Raw genomic sequence first — 21,961 nt, 5'->3', positions numbered from 1 at the left:
TCTTGAGCTAGCGTTGGAAGGAAGGCCGAGACTGATTGCCCCGAGGCGATACCTTTCAGAGCAGATCGCGTACGGACCACTTCGTCCCGATTTGGGGGAAGGAATCACCCAAAAACCGGGGCGTCTAGCAAAGGGCCGACTGACCGGAAGAAGGGGCAGACGATCGTCCCGAAACCGACTGACGGGTCGTTCAAACCGCGATGACGAAGAAGCAAAATCGGCTGTAGAACATATTTCTGCGAGTCGTCGTTGCTACGTCTTCGGTGACTGCACCTTCTCGCTATTGGCTGAAGCACTGAGCGGTTGCGGCGATTGGGAGCAGCAACGATTGGCCGAGACTGAGCAGGCCGACAGAACACGCAAGGAGATCGCAGAATGATCGGGGTTTTGGCGGGTTGCCCCGTTGAGACTCCCCGGGCATAATCACGCAAGTCGTTGCCATGCAACACCTTGCCGGAGTGGCGGAATTGGCAGACGCGCTGGATTCAAAATCCAGTGGGAGTAATCCCATGAGGGTTCGAGTCCCTCCTCCGGTACTGGCGGGCCTAGCGGCCGCCTGGGCCTTGGCCGCCCATCTCTCTTGTTCCTCAGGCTAGCCTTGGCATGCCTGAAGGCCCGGCTCACTCGGCCGGTTTCACGCAGCGGAACCCGACGTGCGTCGATCCGGTGTCGGTCGGCGTGCCTCGGCGGGCGGTCGGGCGGTAGCTCTCGCAGTAATCGACGTGGCACAGGTACGAGCCCCCTTTGATCACGCGGCGCACGCACCGCGGGTCGGTTGGATCGAAGGTGCGGTCCGGGCTGGTGGGGTTAGAAACCACCCCCTGCTTCGCGAGCCGCGTGTGCCGGTCGAAGCGGTAGAGGTCGGCGGTCCACTCCCACGTGTTGCCAGCCATGTCGTACAAGCCATAGCCGTTCGGCGGGAATGCGTCGACCGGAGCGACGGCGGCGAAGCCGTCCTCTTCGGTGTTGTTGTAAGGGAACTTTCCGGTGAAGGTGTTGATCATGTAGCGGCCCTCGGGGCGGAACTCGTCACCCCAGTAGAACCTCGTGCCCTCGCTGCCGCCGCGTGAGGCGTACTCCCACTGGGCTTCGGTCGGCAAGCGTTTGCCCGCCCACTTGGCGTAGGCCGCGGCGTCGTCCCATGAGACTTGCACCACGGGGTGGTCCATGCGGTTCTCGATCGAGCTGCCGGGGCCCTCGGGCGTGCGCCAGGTGGCGCCGGTGGTCCAGGTCCACCAGGCGGCCATGTTGTTCAGCGGGACCGCCCCTTCGGGCGGGGTGAACACGAGCGAGCCGGGCTGCAGCAAAGAGTCGTCCGGCTTCGGCGTGCCGGGCGGGAGTTGCTTTTTGAGCTCCTCCCAATCGACCGCCCGCTCGGCCGTGGTTTGGTAGCCCGTCTCCTCGGCGAACTTCGCGAACTGGGCGTTGGTGACCGGAGTCTTGTCGATCCAATAGCCGTTCAGACGCACCCGGTGGGTTGGTCGCTCGTTGGGAAAACTCTTGGGATCATCGGTTCCGAACGTGAACTCACCGCCTTCGATCCAAACCATTCCCTCGGGGGCGTCACTCTCGGGCGGCGCGGCGTGCGCTACGGTAGTGGCCGCTAGAAACAGAAACGAAGCCAAGAGGCCCGTCGTAAGTCCTTTGGCGAGCACGCGAGGAGAGGTGTTCGGCAAGTAGGGAGCAGACGATCGAGTCGTCATAAGATGAGTCACCAGTTGCTGAAAGGCGGGGCATGGAAGGGGGAGCCGAAAGCTCGGCTCCCCCAGTATACGCCTCACGCTCGTCAGCCGTGCAGCCTCCCCTTGCCTTGGCAATCAAGGCCGAATGGGAGGGCTGCGGCGAGGCTACGCCGTCAGCGCCATTGGCGCCGAGACGAGGCGTCCGGCGATGTAGCCGCGACACCCTGCAGCGCCGCATTGGCACTCGAACGCACGGTACAGCCGGTCCTCGGTCGTGTCGTAGTCCATCGTCACAAGTTCGCCCGCTCGTAAGTCCGAGATTGCGCTGTAGATTCGCGTCTGCGGGTCGAGCATCGCGTTCGGCTCGCAGCAGTGCAGCACCTTGCCGGCGACGTGCGGGTCGTCGAGGTGGGCGTTGGGGCCCACCTGCAGCGTGTACTGCGTGACGTAGTCACGCAGCACACCGTTCATGCGAAACAGCACTTCGCCCGCCGCGAAATCGCGGAGCACGCGGAGTCCAAAGCCACGGCCGTCGCCGACCTCAACCACATCAAAGTCCTCGCTCTGCGGCTCGCCTGGAACCACGGGAAGGAAAGAAGGGTACATCCTCATCGGCGGTAGAACACCTCGCTGGTCGTAGTGGTGGGGGAAAGGTACTCGTCGAGCACGCGCTCGACCGTGCTCTGCTCGAACGCCTTGCAACTGAAGACGTCGAGGTAGAGGTCGCGATGGGCGTCGTTCGTGTGGATCACGATCGCGCTGGTCTCGATCAGCTGCACGCCCGAGATGCCGGTTTCGATTCCACCGCCGAATCGCGCGACGATCGGCTCGCCGAAGCGGACCATGTCGATCTCGTCGGCCATCGTTTTGAGGAACTCGGACATCGTTTCGATCGACAAGATCGACTCGTTGCAACCGAGCGCCGTGGCGATCAGGTGCTGGCCGTAGTGAGGCAGCCCGTTGTGAACGAGGCGGCGATACTCGGCCAGCTTGGCGGGGGCGGCGGAGGTGGGAGAATCTGGCATCGGCCCGTAAGGCTCCTTGCGTGGAAGCGACGCCTCCGGAGACCACGCAGAACGGGTGCGCAGACGCCTGGGGGCAAAGCGTGAGACAGAGAACAACTGAAAGGTGAGACGCCGCCCGAGCGTCCCTGGGCGGGGACACGGGGGTTCCGAGCGAGTCCGTTTCAGTGCCGATCGCTGGGGCTCTGTAGAGAGAGCCCGATATTGATTACGTGGGCAGGGGTGTTGCTTCACGATCGGTACAAGGATTAATAACGTCGCCCTCGGTTAAAATCTAGATCAAAACCCCTCGTTTCCGACAAATGGCTGGCGGCCGCTCCCAAGCAACGTCACCCTACGGTTGCCCCCCCGCCTTAGAATCGAACCACGTTCCCGCCTGCAAACCGATGAAGACTCTATCCGCCCCGCAGAAGCTCGCAGCCACAACGCTTGTCACCCTGACTTTTTGGTGCGCGGGTTGCGATTTTCAAGGCGGTGAAAATATTGCCACCGCGGGGCAGGACAGTCTGCTCGTCTTCGCCGCCGCCAGCACGACCGACGCTCTGGGCGAGGTGATCGAGCGGTACGAATCGCTCTGCGGCGTGCGGGTGCGAGTCAACTTTGGCGCCTCATCGACGCTCGCGCAGCAGTTGCTCCAAGGGGCGGGCGCCGATGTTTTCCTCTCGGCCAGCCCCGACTGGGCGGAGGCGATCGACGACGCCGGGCTCGCCGCGGAGCGTCGGCCGGTCGTCGGCAACCGGCTGGTCGTGGTCGCGGTGACTCTGGACGCAACTCCGTTGGCGCCCCCTGGCGCGGGCGACGCCTTGGCCTGGCTCGCCTCGCCTGCGGTCCGGCGTGTCGCGATCGCCGATCCCGAAGCTGTTCCGGCGGGAGTCTACGCCCGGCGTGCTTTTGAAGCCGCGGGCAACTGGGAACGCGTGCGTCAGAAATTGCTGGTTGGCTCGCACGTGCGTCAGGTGCTCGCCTACGTAGATCAGGGGGGCGCCGAGGCGGGCCTCGTCTACGCCACCGACGCCGCCGTTTCGCCTGCCTTGCGAGTCGTGGCCGCGGTCGATCAGGAGCTCACCGGCCCGATCCGTTACGAAGCGGTGCTGCTGCATGGCGGTAACGCAGACCCTCATGAGCATTCGTCGTTGGGGCAGGGGGGGGGGGGGCGTGAAGGGGCGGAGCGGTTTTTCGAGTTCCTCTTCACTGCAGAGGCTCAAGCGGTCTTTCGACGCCACGGCTTTACGCCAGCCGGCGAGGGGGGCGGGCTAGAGGGCGGATGACGCAGGCGCTCGGCGGCCGCTAAAATCAGCGTTCTTACCCAAAACACTAACCGCCCCCCCTCACTGCGCGATGCTCAGCCCCGAAGAATGGTCCGCGCTCGCGCTCAGCTTGCAGGTCGGCGTCTGCGCGGTCTTGATGAGTCTGCCGCTGGCGATCTTGGTGGGCTACGTGCTGGCCCGCACCAATTTTGCCGGACGCTGGGCTCTCCAAGGGCTCGTCGACCTGCCACTCGTGCTGCCGCCCGTCGTGACCGGCTACCTGCTGCTGGTGCTGCTCGGACCGCGTGGGCCGGTCGGCTCTTGGCTCGAGGGGCAACTCGGCGTGCGGGTCGCGTTCGCCTGGCTCGGGGCGGCGGTCGCCTCGGCTGTGGTGAGCTTCCCGCTGATGGTCCGGGCGATCCGCGGGGCGTTTCTTGGCGTCGATCCACGGCTGGAAACAGCCGCCCGCGGCTTGGGCGCTAGCCCCGTGCGGGCTTTTTTCACTGTAGCGTTGCCGATGGCCCGCCACGGCGTGGTCGCCGGCTGCCTGCTAGCGTTCGCGCGCAGCGTCGGTGAGTTCGGCGCCACGATCATGCTGGCGGGCGACATCCCCGGCGAGACCCGCACGCTGCCGCTCGCCATTTACAGCCACGCTAATCGTGTCGGCGGCATGCAGCAGAGTTGGCGTCTGGTGCTGCTCTCCGTGCTGCTGGCGGCGGCGGCGCTTGCGGTGGGCGAGTTCCTCGAACGCGGCCGGCTCGACGGTCAGCGAAGAGGGACCACATGAGCACGCTCAGCTTTCGTGGCCAAGTCCGCTACGCGTCGGGCGCCACGGTCGACGTGGCCTTCGACGCGGAGGGCGGCGTTACAGCCTTGTTTGGCCCCTCGGGCAGCGGCAAGTCGAGTGTCGTGGCGGTGATCGCAGGCCTGCTGCGGCCTAACAACGGTCTGGTTCGCTTGGGCGACGAAACGCTCGTCGACACCAGCCGCGGCGTCTGCTTGCCACCCGAGCGGCGTAGGGTGGGCCTCGTCTCGCAGGATCATCTTCTGTTCCCCCACATGACGGCCGAGGCGAACCTGCGGTACGGCATGCGTCGCGCGGGGCCCGCCCCCACGATCGGCTTCGAGCAGGCGTGCGCGGTTCTCGACCTGACGGAGTTGCTCGGGCGCCGACCGGCCGAGCTATCGGGAGGCGAACGCCAACGGGTGGCGATCGGTCGGGCGCTGCTAAGCCAGCCCCGCCTGCTGCTGCTCGACGAGCCGCTCGCTTCGCTCGACGCGGCGCGGAAGGGCAGGGTGCTGGCGTGCCTCGAGCGGATCGTCGCCGAGTGGAACACGCCAACCGTGTTGGTATCGCACGACCAAGCCGAGGTGCGCCGTCTGGCCGACCGCGTGGTGGTGCTCGACGAGGGCCGCGTGATCGCCACCGGTGCGCCCGACGAGGCGCTCGCCGCCGCCGGGCCGCTGAGCTGGCGTGACGAGACCGGCCCGATGAACCTGCTGCGGCTTGAAGGCGTCACGCAATGCGACGGGGCGTGGACCGCTCGTGTAGCGATGCAAGAGCTTGCGTTGCCGCCGCTCCCGGCTCCCCCCGATGGTCCGCTGTACGCCCGCTTCCCGCCGCACGAGGTAACGGTCGCCCCGCCAGGCGATGTCGGCGTGCTGAGCGCGCGTAACCGGCTCCGGGGCGTCGTGCGACGCACCGTGGAGGTTGGCGGCGCGGTGTTCGTGGCGGTCGAGCTTTCGGCGGACGCCGAGACGAGCCTGTGGGCCGAGGTCACTCCACAATCGGCCGCCACGCTCGGCCTCGCCCCCGGCGCCGCTGTGCAATGCCTGGTGAAGACGAGCAGCCTGCGAGTGGGCAGCTGAGGCGTTGGTACATAAGGCCTGCGGAGTAGTTGCCTTGCCCCTGCTCAGGTCGTCTCGCTGAGCCCGTAACCGGCCCGCCGCGGGCGGTCCATCAGCATGACGGCTTGCTCGTCGCCCAGGAACGTGCGGGCCTCGGGGTCCCACTTCAGATCGCGGCCGAGCATGAGCACCACGTTGCACATGTGGCAGCACTCCATCGCACGCACGTGCGACTCGACGTCGGAAACCGGCTCGCCGCCGTCCGCGATGCACTGGAAGAAGTTCTTCATGTGATCCTCTTCCGGCTTCTTGCCTTTGTAGAGGTTGGTCATCTCGGCGAAGATCTTCTCGCGGTCGTCGTCGGTCAGCTCGCTGTAAGGCCGGCCGGTGGTGCGGTTGCGGTTGACCATCATGCGGCCCTTGGTCCCCTCGAAGAGGATGCCGTTGCCCATGCGGGTATTGGACGACTCCTCTCGGTAGGTGTCGTTGACCGTCATGTTCAGCCCGTCGGCGAAGGCGAACCGCAGGCCGAACTCGGTCGGCGTGTGGTTGGCGTTGGGCAATGTCGCCTTGCCGTCGAGGTAGGCGTTCCAGTTGAAGTTGTCCGGCACGATCGGGGGGAACTTGCCGGCGCCGCTGACCGACACCGGGCCGGTGTCGCCCTTGTCCATCGCGAGCATCGCGATGTCGATGTGGTGGGCGCCCCAGTCCGTGGCCTTGCCGCCGGAGTAGTCGTAGTACCAACGGAACATCTGCTGGCGGTGCAGCGAGTAGTCGGCCTGCTGCGCCGGCCCGAGCCACAGGTCCCAGTCGAGCGTCTTGGGAGGCGTTGTGGTGGGAGCGACTTCGCTCGTAGGGCTGCCGTCGATGGCGATGTGGACCGTGTCGACCTCGCCCAAGTAGCCGAGTCGCACCATCGCGGCGGCCTCGAGAAAGCGCATGCCCCATTGGCTGCGCTGCTGCGTGCCGACTTGGAAAACGCGGTCCGACTCGCGGGCCGCCTCGCGGATGATCTCACCCTCGGCGATCGTGAGCGTGAGCGGCTTCTCGCAATAAACATGACAACCCGCTCGCAGGGCGGCCACCGCGATTGGGACGTGCCAATGGTCGTTCGTGCCGATCACCACGACGTCCGGACGCACCTCTTCGAGCATCTTGCGATAGTCGGTGTACTTCGGAAGGTCGACGGGCGATTCTCGCCACTTGTCGTTGAGCTTGGCCTCGAACTCGTGGCAATGCAGCAAGTCGGCGTCGCAAATCGCTACGCAATCCGAATGCTCCGAGGCCCACAACGCGTCGGCCGTACCCTGGCCGTAACGCCCGTTGCTGCCCCCGACACCGATGGCCGCCATCCGCGGACGCGCCGAAGGCGCCTGGGCCCACGAGGAGGAAGCGGTCCACACCATCGGGGCGGCCGCGGCGCCAGTGACGGCGGCCTGCTTGAGAAACTCTCGGCGTGATTGGCTCATAGTAGGTCGGTGCCTCAGAGATGGGCTTAGGAATCTAATGGGATGAGCGCGGCCCGGGGGCCGTAGCCCCCCAGTTTACTCAATCGCGGGGCTGGATACATCCTCTTACAGCCTGTCGCCCTAGGGGCTAAACACCCTGAAATCGAAGATTTTCGTTGCCTCCCTTGCGATCTTACCGCCAGCGACCCGTTTTTCAGTCGCCAATTTGGCCGCCGAGGGACCCCGTCTTGGGGGTCGATACCGACGCTCAGGCCGACAGCTCCGAGACCAGCCGCGTCATCGTGTCGTGGGCGTCGCCGAAAAGCATGCGGGTGTTGTCGTAGTAGAAGAGCGGGTTGTCGACTCCCGCGTAGCCGCTCGCTCGGCCCCGCTTGAGCATCACCACCCGCTGGGCTTTCCAGACCTCGAGAACCGGCATGCCGGCGATCGGGCTGCCGGGATCGGTCAATGCGCTCGGGTTGACGATATCGTTGGCGCCGATCACGAGCACGATGTCGGTCTCGGGCAGGTCGCCGTTGATCTCGTCCATCTCGAGCACGATGTCGTACGGGACCGAGGCCTCGGCCAGCAGCACGTTCATGTGCCCCGGCAGCCGGCCGGCGACCGGGTGGATGGCGAACCGCACCTCGGCGCCCTTTTTCTTCAGCAGCATCGCCATGTCGTGCACGGCGTGCTGCGCGCGGGCCACGGCCATGCCGTAGCCCGGCACGATCACCACGCTCTGCGCGGCTAGAAGTTCCTGAGCCACCTCGTCGGCCATGGTTTCACGCACCTGCCCCGCCTCGGTCAGCTCGCATGAGGCGGATTCCCCGGTCGGCGCGGCGCCAAAGCCGCCAAACACCACGCTGAGGATAGAGCGGTTCATCGCCCGACACATGATGTAGCTGAGGATCGCGCCGCTGGCGCCGACCAATGCTCCGGTGACGATGAGCAGGTCGTTCGAGAGCATGAACCCGGCGGCCGCGGCGGTCCAACCCGAGTAGCTGTTGAGCAGCGAGACAACGACCGGCATGTCGGCGCCGCCGATCGCGGCCACCAAATGCACGCCGACCGCCAATGCAATCGCGGTCGCGACAAGCAACAACAGCAAGGGGTCGGGCCCCCAGTGGGCGACAAACATCACGGCCAGCAACAAACTCACCACGACCGCAGCCAGGTTGAGCAAGTGGCGTCCTGGCAGCAACAGCGGCGAGCCCGAGAGGGTCCCCCGCAGCTTGAGGAACGCGACGACCGAACCGGTGAACGTGATCGCCCCGATCCAGACGGCGAGAAAAATCTCGCCCAAATGGATCGCCTGGCCGACGGGTGTGTCGCCGTGCGGCTGGAAAAAGCTGGCGTAGCCCACCAGAACCGCCGCCGCCCCAACGAAGCTGTGCAGCAACGCAACCAGTTCCGGCATCGAGGTCATCGCCACCCGCGCGGCCAAGACCGAACCGACCGCGGCGCCGACCAGCACCGCGACAAAAACATAGATGAGGCCCTGTCCCGTGATGGCGTGGGCGGTGAGCGTGGCGGCGAGCGCGATCGCCATTCCGATGACACCGTACAGGTTGCCGCGCCGGGCGGTCTCCTGGCTGCTCAGCCCCTTGAGGCTAAGGATGAAGAGCACCGCGGCGACAAGGTACGGGATCGATAGAAGGACTTGGTCCACGGGCGGATTGCTTGGGTTGGGAGTTGAGCTAAGCGGGAGGCCGATGGCCGACCCGTATTCCCCTCTGCCGTTCAGGGAGAGGGTAGGGGAGGAAAATCTGCTGAAGCCTTGGCTTCAGACCCGATTCACCCGCGCCTGAACATCGCCAGCATGCGGTGCGTCACCAAGAACCCACCCGCCACATTGATCATCGCCAGCAGCACAGCAAGCAAGCCGAGCATCACGGCAGGCGTCATGCCTCCCTCGCCCACGGCGCCACCGGTGAGCAGACCGCCCAGGATGATGATTCCGCTGATCGCGTTCGTGACGGCCATCAGCGGCGTGTGCAGCGCGGGGCTCACGTTCCAGATCACCTGCCAGCCAACAAAACAGGCCATCACGAACACCGTGAGGTGTTGCACGAAAGCCAACGCCTCGCCGCCGGCAGAGCCGGGCTCGGCGCCCCAGGTGAAACGCAACCAAACCCACACCGCCACCAGCAGCAAACCACCGGCGATCATCAGCGAATCGAGCCACGCCGGCGCCTCGACCGGCTCCTCGGCCGCCGCGGCGACCGGTTTCGCCGGCTTCGGAGCGGGCGCTGGCGGGGCAGGGGGGGTGGGCGGGGGCCAGGTCACCGCCCCGTCGTGGGTGACGGTTATCGCACGGGTGATCTCGTCCGACATGTCGATCTTGGGAGCCTCCGCTCCCAAGTGCTTGACCAGGTTCACCAAGATGTTCGCGTACAGCGAGCTGGCCGTGTCGGGCATGCGGCTCGGCAGGTTGAGGTAGCCGAGCACCTTCACGCCATCGACCGTCACAGCCTCGCCCGGCGTGGTGCACTCGCAGTTGCCCCCCTGTTCGCCGGCGAGGTCGACGACGACCGACCCCGGCTTCATCCGCTCGACCATGTCGCGTAGCCACAACTTGGGCGCCGGCTTGCCGGGTATCAGAGCCGTGGTGATGACGATGTCGACCTGCTCGGCCTGCTCACGGAACAGGGCGAACTCGGCCTCGATGAACGCCTCGCTCATCTCGCGGGCGTAGCCGCCGGCGCCCTCCCCCGTCTCTTCGAGTTCGACGGTGAGGAACTCGCCGCCGAGGCTCTCGACTTGTTCCTTGGTGGCCGAACGGGTGTCGAACGCCCGCACGATGGCGCCCAGGCTCTTGGCGGCGCCGAGCGCCGCCAGGCCGGCGACGCCGGCGCCGATGATCAGCACTTTGGCCGGCGGCAGCATGCCGGCGGCCGTCATCTGGCCCCCCATGAACCGACCGAAAGAGTTCGCGGCCTCGATCACGGCGCGGTAGCCGGCGATGTTGGCCATCGCGCTCAAGGAATCGATCGACTGGGCCCGCGTGATCCGCGGCACCGACTCGAGCGACAGGCCCGTGACCCCCGCAGCGGCGAGTTTGTCGAGCATCTCGGCGTTGCTCGCCGGCCTGAGGAAGGCGGCCACAATGGCGCCGCGCTTCATTCCTGCGATCTCCTCGTCGGTCGGCGTGCGGACCTTGAGCACCAGGTCGGCCGCGGCCAGGTCCGAGGCGATGTCCGTGCCGAGCGTCACGCCCGCATCGCGATAAGCGGCGTCGCTGAAACCGGCGGCCGCGCCGGCGCCCGCCTGGACCGTGACCTGGTGCCCGAGCTTGAGCAGCTTGGCGGCCGAGTCGGGGGTCGCCGCCACGCGGGTTTCACCCGGGGCGGTCTCGGTGGGAATCGTGATCAGCACGTGTCGTCCCTGACTAGTGAAGGGGCGCAAGGAAAGAACCATCCGCTCCTGTTCAAGATACCGGCGGCCGCGTCGGTTGTCACGACTCGGCTGTGCGCAGCAACATCACGATGTCGCTCAGCGGACGGCGCCAGATTCTGGGTGACACGCTTCGCCGCGAGGCGTAGAATCCCGGCTAGGCAGACGCCCACTCTTTTCCATTTACCGTCTTCGCTCGAAGGGACCCACAGCCATGTCCACCGCCGCCCCCGCCCCGGCCGCGCCCCCGAAGGTACGCCACACCGAGTGCTTGATCGACGGCGAGTGGCGTCCCTCGGTGAGCGGCAAAACGTTCGAGACGATCAACCCGGCCACCGAAGAGGCAATCGCCAACATCGCCGAGGGGGACGCGGCAGACATCGACGCGGCGGTCAAAGCCGCCCGTCAAGCGTTCGACCACGGGCCGTGGCGTACGATGGACGCCCGCGACCGCGGCCGCATCATGCTCCGACTGGCCGACCTCATCGAGGAGAACCTCGACGAGCTGGCGGCCCTCGAGACGCTCGACAACGGCAAGCCGATCAGCGTGTCGCGCACGGCCGACATCCCGCTGGTGATCGACTGCATCCGCTACTACGCCGGCTGGGCCGACAAGCTTCACGGCGCCACGGTGCCGATCCGCGGTGAGCACTTTTGCTACACGCTCCGTGAGCCGGTCGGTGTGGTTGGGCAGATCATCCCCTGGAACTTCCCAGCCTTGATGGCGGCCTGGAAGTGGGGCCCCGCGTTGGCGGCCGGCTGCACGATCGTCATGAAGCCCGCCGAGCAAACGCCGCTCACTTGCTTGCGGATGGCGGCGCTCGCTCAAGAGGCGGGATTGCCCCCGGGCGTGCTCAACGTGGTGCCCGGCTTTGGCCCCACGGCCGGCGCGGCGCTCACCAAGCACCCGGGCGTCGACAAGATCGCATTCACCGGCGAAGGGACGACGGCCGAGATCATTCAGAAAGCGACGCTCGGCTCGATGAAGCGGCTGACGTTCGAACTCGGCGGCAAAAGCCCCAACATCATCCTCAGCGACGCCGACCTCGAAGCCGCCGTGGCCGGCTCGCACTTTGGCCTGTACTTCAATCAGGGCCAGTGCTGCTGCGCGGGAAGCCGGGTCTACGTCGACACGAAGGTGTACGACGAGTTCTGCGACCGCATGGCCCAGCGGAACGATGATTACGTGGTCGGCGACCCGTTCGACCCCAACACCCAGCAAGGCCCGCAGGTCGACAAGGCGCAGTTCGACAAGATCTTGCGCTACGTCGATTGCGGCGTGGAGGAGGGCGCCAGCCTGCTCACCGGCGGCAAGCGGCACGGCGAAGAAGGCTTTTTTGTCGAACCGACGCTGTTCGCCGGCGTGACGGACGACATGAAGATCGCCCGCGAAGAGATCTTCGGGCCCGTGATGAGTGTGCTGAAGTTCGATGGCGTCGACGAGATCGCCGCCCGCGCGAACGACAGCGAGTTCGGCCTGGCGGCGGCCGTTTGGTCGCGCGACATCGCCAAGGCGCACCGCCTGGCGGGCCAGCTGCGAGCCGGCACCGTTTGGGTCAACTGCTACAACGTGTTCGACACGGCGGCGCCGTTCGGCGGGTTCAAGAAATCGGGCCTCGGCCGCGAGCTTGGCTCGGCGGGTCTCGACGCTTACACGGAAACGAAAACCGTGACGGTTTCGTTGGCTTAGGCGTTGCGGCTGGCGTGCGCGATGGGTTGTGTGGTCCCCGACCAAGCATGGTCGGGGCTATACAACCTCTCTTCTGCTGAAATAGCCTTGCAGTTCGTCCCAGCAGACGCCTCGATGCAAGGGTAAGCAATTTTCGATTAGGTGATCGAAGTGCTTTCGGTCTTCGACTCGCTTGCGACTGCCACGGTGCTCGAGCCATCGTCACTTTTGGCGGCTGTTCAGGCGTCTGGTGATTGATTCGCAGATCCCACGACGGAGTTGCTTGAAAGCCCGCTCTCCTCGCCAGCTAGTGAGCACGTGGAGATGCGTGGGATTTGAGGCAACGGCGTGTAGGTAAAAAACCGCTACAACAGCCCCGACCAAGCTTGGTCGGGGGCCGCCCCACCAAAAAACATCACGCATGCTGCCTAGCTGGTTCAAGAAGCGTCGCCGTGAACGTGTCGCTAGCGCGGGACTCGATGAGGAGTGGCGCGACCGCGCCCACCAGCTCTGTTGGCAATACCCGCGTCTCGATCCCGTTGAACAGCGTCGCCTCGAAGAGCTCGCCGCCGTATTCATCGCCGAGAAGAAGTGGGAAGGCTGTGGCGGTTTTGAAGTCGACGATGTCGTCAAGCAGACCATCGCCAGCCAGGTCGCGCTGATGACGCTCGGCTTCGACGACGAGCACTTCGACAGCACCATGTCGGTGCTCGTCTATCCCGACGCTTATGTCGCCCGCGACTACCTCGCGGTCGATGACCACTCCGTGCTCGAGTTCGATACCGCTCGCCTCGGTGAGGCTTGGCGTCGCGGGCCCGTGGTCCTGTCTTGGCCCAATGTCGAGGCGGCTGGCCGTGGGCCCAACAGCGGTATCAGCCTCGTGCACCACGAGTTCGCTCACCAACTCGACAATCTATCGGACGAGGCGAACGGCCTGCCTCCGATGCCGTCGCACGAGGCCGCAAGGAGTTGGCTCACCACGTCACGCAACGCTCGCAAAAGGCTCTCCCGCGAGTTGCGCAGCGGCGTCGACGCGCCGCTCGACGAGTACGCCACCACCAACGCCACCGAGTTCTTCGCCGTGGCGACCGAGGCTTTCTTTCAAACGCCCCGTCTCTTGAAACGCTGGGACGGAGAGCTCTTCACCCAGTTCGTGGGCTTTTTCCGCCAAGACCCGATGCGGTGGGCCGACCGCTGAGGGCGTGGTAATCTAAGGCTCTCGTCCACTAGGTTCTGGACCCATCGGCTCCCGCCGCGATGCCTCACGACGCCGCCACCGCCCGCTACGACTCGATGCCCTATCGCCGCTGCGGCAAGAGCGGCGTGCGGCTGCCTGCCGTTTCGCTGGGGCTGTGGCACAACTTCGGCGCCGTTGACGCCTACGCCACGGGTCGCGAGATCGTCCTGCGGGCGTTTGACCGAGGTGTGACGCACTTCGATCTGGCGAACAACTACGGCCCTCCGCCCGGAAGCGCCGAGGAGAACTTCGGCCGCATCGTGCGCGAGGACCTCGCCGCGTACCGCGACGAGCTGATCGTCTCGACCAAGGCGGGCTACCTGATGTGGCCCGGGCCGTACGGCGAGTGGGGATCGCGTAAGAACCTGCTTGCTAGCCTCGACCAAAGCCTCGCGCGAATGGGGCTGCCGTACGTTGATATCTTCTATTCGCACCGTCCCGACCCCGACACGCCGCTGGAAGAAACCATGGGCGCGTTGGCCCACGCGGTGAGGAGCGGCAAAGCGCTCTACGCGGGGATCTCGAACTACCGGCCGAAGGAGGCGCGCGAGGCGATCCGCTTGCTCGGCGAGATGGGCGCTCCGTGCCTGATCCACCAACCGCGCTACTCGATGTTCGACCGCTGGGTCGAAGACGAGCGGCTGCTCGACCTGCTGGGCGAAGAGGGGGTCGGCGCCATCGCCTTCTCGCCGCTGGCCCAAGGGCTGCTGACCGACCGCTATCTCGAAGGCGTGCCGGCCGACTCGCGGGTGGCGAAGGGCGTCGGCTTTCTCCGCCCAGAACACCTCAGCGACGAGCGTCTCGGCCGCGCGCGGCGTCTGAATGAGGTCGCCAGCGAGCGGGGGCAAACGCTCGCTCAGATGGCGCTCGCCTGGGTTTTGCGCGACTCGCGTGTCACGTCGGTCCTGGTCGGCGCCAGTTCGGTTTCGCAACTCGAGTCGAACTTAGACGCGCTGGGCGGGGTTGGGTTTCGTCAAGCGGAGCTCGACGCGATCGAAGCGATCCTTGCCGAGTGAACGCTTCGGCCGCAAACGCCATTTTACTTCTTCCAACTCCACCTCTTGACTCTTTGGTATCGCAACGCATGGGCGCACACTACGGACCCACCAACCCCTCGCCGGAAGAGCAGGTCGCAAGCGGCGTGCGTCGTTTCGCGTCGTTCGTCGAACTGGTGCCCGAGCAAGAGCAGCAGTACCGCAAGATGCACGCCGAGGTCTGGCCGCAGGTCGTGGCCGCTTGCAAGCGGGCGAATATGCGGAACTACTGCATATGGATCCAAGAGATCGGCGACAAGAAGTACGTCTTCCGTCACTTCGAGTACACCGGCTCGGATCCCGAGGCCGATTTCGCGGCTGTGGCTGAGGACCCGACGATCAAGGAACAGTGGTGGCCGCTCACCGATGGCTGCATGCGCCCCGTGCCGGGAACACCCGCAGACGAAATGTGGCGAGAAGCCGATTTGGCGATGCACCTGCCGTGAGGTGGATTACTATCATCGCCCGGCGCGTTCGGTTAGCTTGAGGCGGACATCGTCTCCGTCATACGCAGGCCTGCTCTTCTCTCAGTGATTCCACGATGATTCTCCCATCCGACTGCGCCCGTTTTGCCCTTCTTCTCGTATCGTTAGTCGCGATGGACGGCGTCTGGCGGGGCGGGGCGGCGTCGGCCTTCGAGGTCGAGATCGCCATCGACGCCACCGAGCCGATCGGCCCGCTGCGGCCGATCTGGCGGTTCTTCGGCGCCGACGAGCCGAACTACGTGTACATGAAGGACGGCGAGAAGCTGATGGAGAAGCTCGGAGGCATGCGGCCAGGGGAGGTGTTTTTCCGGGCCCACAACCTGCTAACGAGTGGCGACAAAACGCCCGCGCTCAAGTGGGGCAGCACCAATGCCTACACCGAGGACGAGAACGGCGACCCCGTTTACGACTGGGAGGTCATCGACCTGATGTTCGACACGATGCTCGAGCGCGGCGTGCGGCCTTACGTCGAGGTTGGTTTCATGCCCGAGGCGCTCTCGCGCAAGCCGACCCCTTATCGTCACGACTGGCGGCCCGGCATGCGGTACTCACGGATCATGACCGGCTGGCGCCACCCGCCCAAGGACTACGGCAAGTGGGAAGAGCTGGTTTACCAATTGGCCCTGCACTGCGTCGAGCGTTACGGCATGGACGAGGTGCGCGGATGGTACTGGGAGACCTGGAACGAGGCGAACATCCTGCCCGACGGCTACTGGGGCGGCACACGGGAAGAATTCTTCCGGCTGCACGACCACACGATCGCTGCGGTTCGACGGGCGATCCCCGATGCGATCGTCGGCGGCCCCGACTCGGCGGGCGACGGGGGCGACTTCACGCGGGCGTTTCTTGAGCACTGCTTGCGCGGCGACAACGCCGCCACGGGCGAGACCGGCGTGCCGATCGACTTCATCGCTTTCCACGCCAAAGGGGCTCCGACCCACGAACAGGGCCACGTGCGGATGGGCATCGCTAATCAGTTGCGCACCATCGATCGCGGCTTCGGCATCGTCGCCTCGTTCCCCGAGCTGAAGCGGACTCCGATTGTCATCGGCGAGTCGGACCCCGAGGGGTGCGCGGCGTGCCAGGGGCCGATGTTCAGCTACCGCAACGGCACGGTTTACTCGAGCTACACCGCCGCGAGCTTCGCCCGCAAGCACGAGTTGGCGGACAAGCACGGCGTGCGGCTTGAGGGTGCGCTCACATGGGCGTTCGAGTTCGAGGACCAACCTTACTTCGCCGGCTTCCGCCAACTGGCCACCAACGCCGTGCCGCTGCCGGTGCTGAACGTCTTGCGGATGATGGCGCGGATGAGCGGCGAGCGGCTCGCCTCGACGAGCAGCTCGCAGGTCGCGCTCGATGCGATCCTGCGCGACGGCGTGCGCGGTGAGCCGGACGTCGGCGTGCTGGCCAGCCGCGACGGCGGCACGGTGTGGGCCCTCGTGTGGCACTACCACGACGACGACGTCTACGGCCCCGACGCCGAGGTGACGCTCCGCCTGACGGGCTGGGGCGAGAGCGACGCCGCGGTCACGCACCACCGTGTCGACGAGGACCACAGCAACAGCTACGCCGAGTGGAAGCGGATGGGCTCGCCCGGGGCGCCCAACGAGAAACAGTACGGCGAGTTGATGGAGGCCTCGGAGCTGGCGACGGTCGAGCAGGGGGCCGAGCGGGGCGAAGGGGCCCTGACCCTGCGGTTCGACCTGCCCCGACAGGGGGTCTCGCTGCTAGAAATCTCCCCGAATTAGGCCCCCACCGCGTCCCTGAGGACGGTTTTCGGGGGTTTGGCAGCGCCGCAAATCGTTTGACAGCCCATCGCTGGGGATTCAAAATAGATGGGTCGTCGCTTTTCTAGGCGGCGCCAACCTTTTTTTCTTGAGCCGCTTGCCAATGCACGCCTGAGGCGCCACGCCAAACGACCCTTCCTAGCCGCTTGCGGCGGGTCGTTGCGCCTTCAGCTCTCTCGCATTGCCCATCGCTCCGCCGTTGGCGGGCGGTCGCGTCGCACATGTTTTTTTCTGCGGAGCCTTGCGCTCGCCGCACGCGTCGCGGCGCCCTCGACCCGCCCGCCGGGCCCTAGCGCTCGTCGCCCACACTCCACACACAACACCCCCCTACTTGAGACTCAACACCATGCACAGCTACCTCTGGCGGAAGCTGCCGATCGCTTTGCTGCTCGTCACGCTGCAGGCCGCCCATGCGTCGGCCGACCCGGTCATCTGGAACGGCCCCATGATCAGCTTCGAACGCGGAAGCATCATCATGGACGAAGACGCCTGGATGCTCGAAGAGAACCAGGACCGCATCACCGACAACGTATGGATCACCCGCGGCGCCACCAAGGGGATCTTCAACGCCCGCGTGGAGGGCTTTCCCGATGGCGTGCCCAACCCGGGCCCCGCGGGAACCGCGTGGGCCATCGGCAGCACGGCGGACGACCTTTCGATGCTCCCTTTCGGCACCTGGCTCGACGCCGTTAGCAGCAACCCGCCAGGCTCGGTGGGCGTGAACTACGTGGTCCACTTGATCGAGGACGATATCTACCTCGACCTGAAGTTTACCGAATGGGGCCAACGCACCAGCGGCGGCTCGTTCAGCTACGTCCGCTCGACTGCCGTCCCCGAGCCGACGTCGGTTGCGCTGTTGGCGGTTGGCGCCGCTTCGCTGGGTTGGCGTCGCCGGCGCTGAAGCACCGCTTCGCGGTGACAAGCCCCCTCAGCGACACACCACTACGACAGAGCCGCTCGCGTACTCGACACGCGAGCGGCTCTTTCGTGCGCGCACGGCTGTTGTGGCATTTCGATTCTCCGACGTGACAAGTCGACGCACTGGCGTGGCGACAGGCGAACAGTAAACTGATCGAAAAGATCCGCCCGCCTCACTCACCCGCTCGGTGTGCGATGCCCGATTCCCTCTTATTGTTCGCCCAGTCCGCCGCCGGCGCCGACACGGCGTGGGGGCTCGACGTGGTCGTGCTGTCGCGGTTGCAGTTCGCGCTGACGATCATGTTCCACTACCTCTTCCCGCCCCTGACGATCGGGATGAGCGTGGTGCTCGTCTACCTGAAGGGTCGCCACCTGGCGACCGGCGCCGCCATCTACGACGACGCCGCGCGGTTCTGGACCAAGATCTTCGGCCTCAACTTCGCCATGGGCGTCGTGACCGGCATCGTCATGGAGTTCCAGTTCGGCACGAACTGGGCCGCCTACTCGCGGTTCGTCGGCGACGTGTTCGGCTCGGCCCTGGCGGCCGAGGGGATCTTCGCGTTCTTCCTCGAGTCGGGATTCCTCTCGCTGCTGCTGTTTGGCTGGGACCGCGTAGGACCAAAGACGCACTTCTTTGCGACGCTGATGGTCGCCGTGGGGGGCATCTTCTCGAGCGTCTGGATCGTGATCGCCAACAGCTGGCAGCAAACTCCGGCCGGCTCCGAGATACGCGACTACGTGGTGAACGGCCAGGTCTACCAGCGGGCCGAGATTGTCGACTTCTGGGCGCTCGTCTTCAATCCCTCGAGCATGAACCGGCTGGTCCACGTTTGGCTCGGGGCGTTCTTGCTGGGGGCGTTCTTCGTGATGAGCATCTCGGCGTGGTACCTGATCAAGCGGCGTCACGAGGAATTTGCTCGGCGCTCATTCGTCGGCGGCCTGCTGCTCGCCACCGTGGCGGCTTTCGCCCAGTTGCTCTCGGGCCACGAGCAGGCGAACGCCGTGGCCGAATACCAACCGGCCAAGCTCGCCGCGATGGAGGGCGTCTACGAGACGACCGACAACGCCCCGATCTACCTGTTCGGCTCGCCCAACGACGAGACCGAAACGGTCGACTACGGCCTGGCCGTGCCGGGCATGCTGAGTTGGCTGCTCGCTTTCGATACCTCGGCCGAGGTGCAGGGGCTCGACGAACTGGACCCGATCTACGGCCGGCCGCCCGTCTGGATCACGTTCCAGGCGTACCACCTGATGGTGGCGATCGGCTCGGCCATGATCGCGATGACGCTGCTGGCGTGGCTGTACTACTGGCGGGGCCGGCTGTTCACCACCCACTGGCTCTTGTGGCTGTTCGTGTTGATGGTCGTGCCGGCGTTCGTTGCGAACGAGGCGGGCTGGGTCGCCGCCGAGGTCGGCCGCCAGCCATGGATCGTTTATCCTCGGGTGGTCGATGGCGTTGCGGTCGACGGGCTGAGGACTTCCGACGGCGTGTCGGAGGCCGTGAGCGCCGACCAGGTGCTCGGCTCGATCCTGTTCTTCGGACTGATTTACACCGTGCTGTTTGGCCTGTGGATCTCGTTGCTCCACACCAAGATCTCGCACGGCCCAGCCGGTGTGGCCGCGGGAGACGGGCGTGCCGGTCACGATGAGCATGGCGGGTTCGTCGAGGCGGTCACCGAGATGGTGAGCCACCGCGAGGGCATGACTGGCGATAAGAGCAAGGAGTAGAACGATGGACTACGCGCTACTCTGGTTTGTGCTCTTGGGCGTGCTGCTCGCCGGCTACGCCGTGCTCGACGGCTTCGACCTCGGGGTCGGCATGCTCACGCCCGTGGCGAAGAACGACCACGAACGGCGGATCCTCTTCAACTCGATCGGCCCGCTCTGGGACGGCAACGAGGTTTGGCTGGTCACGTTTGGCGGAGCCCTGTTCGCGGCCTTCCCCGAGGCGTACGCAACGGTCTTCTCGGGCTTCTACACGGCCTTGATGGCGGTGCTCGGCGCGCTGATCTTCCGGGCCGTCTCGATCGAATTTCGCAGCAAGTTCAAATGGGGCTGGTGGCGCGGTTTGTGGGACGGCGTGTTCTTCCTGTCGAGTCTCGTCGCGTCGCTCGTGTTCGGCGTCGCCATCGGTGGGGCGATGGTCGGCGTGCCGCTCGACGAGCGCGGCGTGATGCGCGCCACGCTCATGGACCAGCTCGGCTGGTACCCGCTCCTGGTCGGAGCGATGACCGTCGCACTGTTCGCCCAGCACGGGGCGTTGTTCCTGCGGCTCAAAACCAAAGACGAGCTGCGCGAGCGAGTCGACCGCTGGGCCTGGCGGCTGCACGGGGCGTTCGCCCTGCTGTGGATCGCCGTGACTGTGGCCACGATGGTCGCCCTGCCGCACGCGCTGACCAACTTCGCCCACGCCCCCTGGGCGCTCTTGGTGCCGGTGCTCAACGTGCTGGCGATCCTCAACATCTCGCGATCGATGAAGAAGGGCCACGAGCTGGCGGCGTTCTTCTCGTCCGGAGCGACGATCCTCGCGCTCGTCTTCCTGCTGGGCGTAGCGATCTTCCCGAACCTAGTCGCCTCGAGCCCCTACCCGGAGCACAGCCTGACGATCCACAACGCCGCGTCGAGCGAGAAGACGCTCTGGATCATGTCGATCATCGCGCTGCTGGGCATGCCTTGCGTGCTGGCCTACACCACGGTGGTCTACTGGACCTTCCGCGGCAAGGTGGAGCTCGACGAGCACAGCTACTAAGCGTTGTTCTCGCCGCCAGTCATCACAATTCGCGTCGGCCTACTCGCGCGCCGAGTCGAGGCCGCCGGTCAGCAGCAGCCCCTCGATTTGGTTATACGCCCGCCAAGCGTCGCGGACGGCGGCAAGGTAGTTGAGATTTGTGCGGTAGAAAGTCCGTTGCGCGGTGAGCAGATCAAGGTAGGGCGACTCGCCGGCGGTGTAGCCTTTTTCCGTGAGACGGAGCGTTTCCTCGGCGCGCGGCATGAGCTCTTCGGCGTGTCGCTCGGCGCTCGTGCGGCTGTTCTGGAGCGATCGATAAACGGTCGCCAGCCGGGCCGCCAAGTCGAGCTCGACACGGTCCGCTTCGCGGCGGGCGGCGGTCAGCTCTGATTGAGCACGACGCACGCCTCCCTGGTTGCGGTCGTAGAGCGTCAGCGGCGCCGAGATCTGCACGCTCGTGAGCGTGTCGTGCGAAGCGTCGTCGCGTTGCAATCCGACCTGCATCGTGAGGTCGGGCTTGCCCTCGGCGCAGGCGCGGCGCACCTCTGCCCGGGCGCGGTCGACGCCCGCCATCGCGGCCGACATCTCGGGGCTCTCGGCCAGCAAGCGAGCCAACGCGGTTTCCCAGCTCGCCATGGCGGGCGGCACGCTTGCTTCACCGAGGAGCGGCGCTGGCGCCAGCGACGCGTCGCCCGTCATCGCCGCCAGCCTCCGCCAGGCGGCCTCGGCTTCGCCTTGGGCGGTGATCCGCTCGACCGCAACCGACTCGGCCTCGACCTCGGCTTGCAGCTGTGCGACACGCGTCGCCTGCTGCGCGTCGAGCAGACGCGTAACCGTCCCGGCGGCCTGACGCGCAGAGTCCTCCAAGCGGCTGGCGACGCCGACTCGGGCCTGGGCCACGAGCGCGTCGTAGAACGCCGCTCGCACGTCGGTCAGCACCCGCTGCTGTTGAGCGGCCAGCCGCTCGTTCGCTTGTCGGATCTCGTAGGCGACCACGTCGCGGCGTTTTTGCAGCTTGCCGCCCGTGATGAAACGCTGGCTGACAAACGCCCCCTGCTGGCCGGCCGACCCTTCGGAGCCGATCTCCTGACCGGAGTAACCGACCCGCGGGTTCGGCTTGAGCCCGACCTGCAGCCATTCGCCGCGCAACGCGTCGGCACGAGCCCGCTCGCGGGCGATGGTTGGGTTGTTGGCGAGGGCCATCGATTCCACGTCCGCCAGACTCAGCGGCGACGGCCCGCCGGTCAGGGCCGTGGGCTGCACCGGCGACGCCTCCGCCGGCGTGAGCAATAGCACCGGCTCGTCGTAAGAGGCGCGCGCGATCCTCTCTTCGGGCGCGTAACGCGTCGCTGGCGGGTCACTGACTTCCGCCACGCGCGGACCGCCGGCGCAGCCCGCGATCGCGCAGGCCACGCTAGCACTGATTATTCCGTACCGAATCCGCACACCAGGCCTCCTTG

General features: G+C 66.0%; 18 protein-coding genes and 1 tRNA gene. 12 read left to right on the top strand and 7 right to left on the bottom strand.

All coding sequences use genetic code 11. From position 1 onward, the window contains the following. Positions 1–452 precede the first annotated feature (452 nt). Positions 453–536: transfer RNA gene (locus Mal64_RS00960), tRNA-Leu, on the top strand. Positions 537–620: 84 nt separating this feature from the next. Here the strand turns inward: Mal64_RS00960 and Mal64_RS00955 are convergent. From Mal64_RS00955 to Mal64_RS00945, 3 genes are all read right to left on the bottom strand, one after another. Beyond that, on the bottom strand, positions 621–1,703 hold the full coding sequence (locus Mal64_RS00955; protein ID WP_146395814.1) for a formylglycine-generating enzyme family protein: 1,083 nt from the start codon (positions 1,701–1,703) through the stop codon (positions 621–623). Positions 1,704–1,847: 144 nt separating this feature from the next. Next, entirely contained in the window at positions 1,848–2,288 is a 441-nt protein-coding gene (locus Mal64_RS00950; RefSeq protein WP_146395812.1) for an SET domain-containing protein, read from the bottom strand. Positions 2,289–2,290: 2 nt separating this feature from the next. Continuing rightward, on the bottom strand, positions 2,291–2,707 hold the full coding sequence (locus tag Mal64_RS00945) for an S-adenosylmethionine decarboxylase (RefSeq protein ID WP_146395810.1): 417 nt from the start codon (positions 2,705–2,707) through the stop codon (positions 2,291–2,293). Positions 2,708–3,090: 383 nt separating this feature from the next. Between Mal64_RS00945 and modA the strand changes: the two genes are divergently transcribed. The 3 genes from modA (at position 3,091) to modC (ending at position 5,820) form a co-directional block, all read left to right on the top strand. Continuing rightward, positions 3,091–3,972, top strand: coding sequence for a molybdate ABC transporter substrate-binding protein (gene modA, locus Mal64_RS00940; protein WP_197525313.1), 882 nt, complete (start codon positions 3,091–3,093; stop codon positions 3,970–3,972). A gap of 70 nt (positions 3,973–4,042) precedes the next feature. Continuing rightward, the gene (gene modB, locus Mal64_RS00935) at positions 4,043–4,738 is read left to right on the top strand and encodes a molybdate ABC transporter permease subunit (RefSeq protein ID WP_146395805.1); all 696 of its coding nucleotides are present in this window, start codon (positions 4,043–4,045) and stop codon (positions 4,736–4,738) included. Beyond that, entirely contained in the window at positions 4,735–5,820 is a 1,086-nt protein-coding gene (gene modC / locus Mal64_RS00930; protein ID WP_146395803.1) for a molybdenum ABC transporter ATP-binding protein, read from the top strand. The genes modB and modC overlap by 4 nt, the downstream gene beginning before the upstream one ends. A 44-nt stretch (positions 5,821–5,864) precedes the next feature. Here modC and Mal64_RS00925 read toward each other — a convergent pair whose 3' ends face one another. The 3 genes from Mal64_RS00925 to Mal64_RS00915 form a co-directional block, all read right to left on the bottom strand. Beyond that, entirely contained in the window at positions 5,865–7,268 is a 1,404-nt protein-coding gene (locus Mal64_RS00925) for a Gfo/Idh/MocA family protein (RefSeq protein WP_146395801.1), read from the bottom strand. A 247-nt stretch (positions 7,269–7,515) separates the two neighbouring features. Further along, complete coding sequence (locus tag Mal64_RS00920; protein ID WP_146395799.1) at positions 7,516–8,919, bottom strand: NAD(P)(+) transhydrogenase (Re/Si-specific) subunit beta; 1,404 nt, start codon at positions 8,917–8,919, stop codon at positions 7,516–7,518. A 125-nt stretch (positions 8,920–9,044) separates the two neighbouring features. Next, complete coding sequence (locus tag Mal64_RS00915; protein ID WP_197525312.1) at positions 9,045–10,625, bottom strand: Re/Si-specific NAD(P)(+) transhydrogenase subunit alpha; 1,581 nt, start codon at positions 10,623–10,625, stop codon at positions 9,045–9,047. Positions 10,626–10,857: 232 nt separating this feature from the next. On the opposite strand from Mal64_RS00915, the gene Mal64_RS00910 reads away from it, so the two are divergent. From Mal64_RS00910 to cydB, 8 genes are all read left to right on the top strand, one after another. Then, positions 10,858–12,333 (top strand): aldehyde dehydrogenase family protein, encoded by a 1,476-nt coding sequence (locus Mal64_RS00910; RefSeq protein ID WP_146395795.1) that lies wholly within the window; start codon positions 10,858–10,860, stop codon positions 12,331–12,333. A 400-nt stretch (positions 12,334–12,733) separates the two neighbouring features. After that, on the top strand, positions 12,734–13,510 hold the full coding sequence (locus Mal64_RS00905; protein ID WP_146395793.1) for a M90 family metallopeptidase: 777 nt from the start codon (positions 12,734–12,736) through the stop codon (positions 13,508–13,510). A gap of 59 nt (positions 13,511–13,569) precedes the next feature. Then, positions 13,570–14,565, top strand: a complete 996-nt coding sequence (mgrA, locus tag Mal64_RS00900) for an L-glyceraldehyde 3-phosphate reductase (protein ID WP_146395791.1) — start codon at positions 13,570–13,572, stop codon at positions 14,563–14,565. 68 nt (positions 14,566–14,633) lie between these two features. Further along, positions 14,634–15,029, top strand: a complete 396-nt coding sequence (locus Mal64_RS00895; RefSeq protein ID WP_146395789.1) for an L-rhamnose mutarotase — start codon at positions 14,634–14,636, stop codon at positions 15,027–15,029. A gap of 95 nt (positions 15,030–15,124) precedes the next feature. After that, positions 15,125–16,816, top strand: a complete 1,692-nt coding sequence (locus Mal64_RS00890; protein WP_146395787.1) for a GH39 family glycosyl hydrolase — start codon at positions 15,125–15,127, stop codon at positions 16,814–16,816. A 370-nt stretch (positions 16,817–17,186) separates the two neighbouring features. Further along, the gene (locus Mal64_RS00885) at positions 17,187–17,756 is read left to right on the top strand and encodes a PEP-CTERM sorting domain-containing protein (protein WP_146395785.1); all 570 of its coding nucleotides are present in this window, start codon (positions 17,187–17,189) and stop codon (positions 17,754–17,756) included. A gap of 212 nt (positions 17,757–17,968) precedes the next feature. Next, complete coding sequence (locus tag Mal64_RS00880; protein ID WP_146395783.1) at positions 17,969–19,501, top strand: cytochrome ubiquinol oxidase subunit I; 1,533 nt, start codon at positions 17,969–17,971, stop codon at positions 19,499–19,501. A gap of 4 nt (positions 19,502–19,505) precedes the next feature. Further along, positions 19,506–20,522 (top strand): cytochrome d ubiquinol oxidase subunit II, encoded by a 1,017-nt coding sequence (cydB, locus tag Mal64_RS00875; protein ID WP_146395781.1) that lies wholly within the window; start codon positions 19,506–19,508, stop codon positions 20,520–20,522. Positions 20,523–20,561: 39 nt separating this feature from the next. Here the strand turns inward: cydB and Mal64_RS00870 are convergent, their stop codons facing one another. Beyond that, positions 20,562–21,914: a TolC family protein gene (locus Mal64_RS00870; RefSeq protein ID WP_146395779.1), complete on the bottom strand. Its 1,353-nt coding sequence runs from the start codon at positions 21,912–21,914 to the stop codon at positions 20,562–20,564. Positions 21,915–21,961 lie beyond the last annotated feature (47 nt).

Source organism: Pseudobythopirellula maris, from assembly GCF_007859945.1.
GTDB classification, from domain to species: domain Bacteria; phylum Planctomycetota; class Planctomycetia; order Pirellulales; family Lacipirellulaceae; genus Pseudobythopirellula; species Pseudobythopirellula maris.
This window is presented reverse-complemented; position numbering and strand designations above follow the sequence as displayed.

What these genes read in the sequence shown, in the direction of transcription:
- Mal64_RS00955 (WP_146395814.1), bottom strand. Translation starts at nt 1,703, where the DNA reads ATGACGACTCGATCGTCTGCTCCCTACTTGCCGAACACCTCTCCTCGC.
- Mal64_RS00950 (WP_146395812.1), bottom strand. Translation starts at nt 2,288, where the DNA reads ATGTACCCTTCTTTCCTTCCCGTGGTTCCAGGCGAGCCGCAGAGCGAG.
- Mal64_RS00945 (WP_146395810.1), bottom strand. Translation starts at nt 2,707, where the DNA reads ATGCCAGATTCTCCCACCTCCGCCGCCCCCGCCAAGCTGGCCGAGTAT.
- modA (WP_197525313.1), top strand. Translation starts at nt 3,091, where the DNA reads ATGAAGACTCTATCCGCCCCGCAGAAGCTCGCAGCCACAACGCTTGTC.
- modB (WP_146395805.1), top strand. Translation starts at nt 4,043, where the DNA reads ATGCTCAGCCCCGAAGAATGGTCCGCGCTCGCGCTCAGCTTGCAGGTC.
- modC (WP_146395803.1), top strand. Translation starts at nt 4,735, where the DNA reads ATGAGCACGCTCAGCTTTCGTGGCCAAGTCCGCTACGCGTCGGGCGCC.
- Mal64_RS00925 (WP_146395801.1), bottom strand. Translation starts at nt 7,268, where the DNA reads ATGAGCCAATCACGCCGAGAGTTTCTCAAGCAGGCCGCCGTCACTGGC.
- Mal64_RS00910 (WP_146395795.1), top strand. Translation starts at nt 10,858, where the DNA reads ATGTCCACCGCCGCCCCCGCCCCGGCCGCGCCCCCGAAGGTACGCCAC.
- Mal64_RS00905 (WP_146395793.1), top strand. Translation starts at nt 12,734, where the DNA reads ATGCTGCCTAGCTGGTTCAAGAAGCGTCGCCGTGAACGTGTCGCTAGC.
- mgrA (WP_146395791.1), top strand. Translation starts at nt 13,570, where the DNA reads ATGCCTCACGACGCCGCCACCGCCCGCTACGACTCGATGCCCTATCGC.
- Mal64_RS00895 (WP_146395789.1), top strand. Translation starts at nt 14,634, where the DNA reads ATGGGCGCACACTACGGACCCACCAACCCCTCGCCGGAAGAGCAGGTC.
- Mal64_RS00890 (WP_146395787.1), top strand. Translation starts at nt 15,125, where the DNA reads ATGATTCTCCCATCCGACTGCGCCCGTTTTGCCCTTCTTCTCGTATCG.
- Mal64_RS00880 (WP_146395783.1), top strand. Translation starts at nt 17,969, where the DNA reads ATGCCCGATTCCCTCTTATTGTTCGCCCAGTCCGCCGCCGGCGCCGAC.
- cydB (WP_146395781.1), top strand. Translation starts at nt 19,506, where the DNA reads ATGGACTACGCGCTACTCTGGTTTGTGCTCTTGGGCGTGCTGCTCGCC.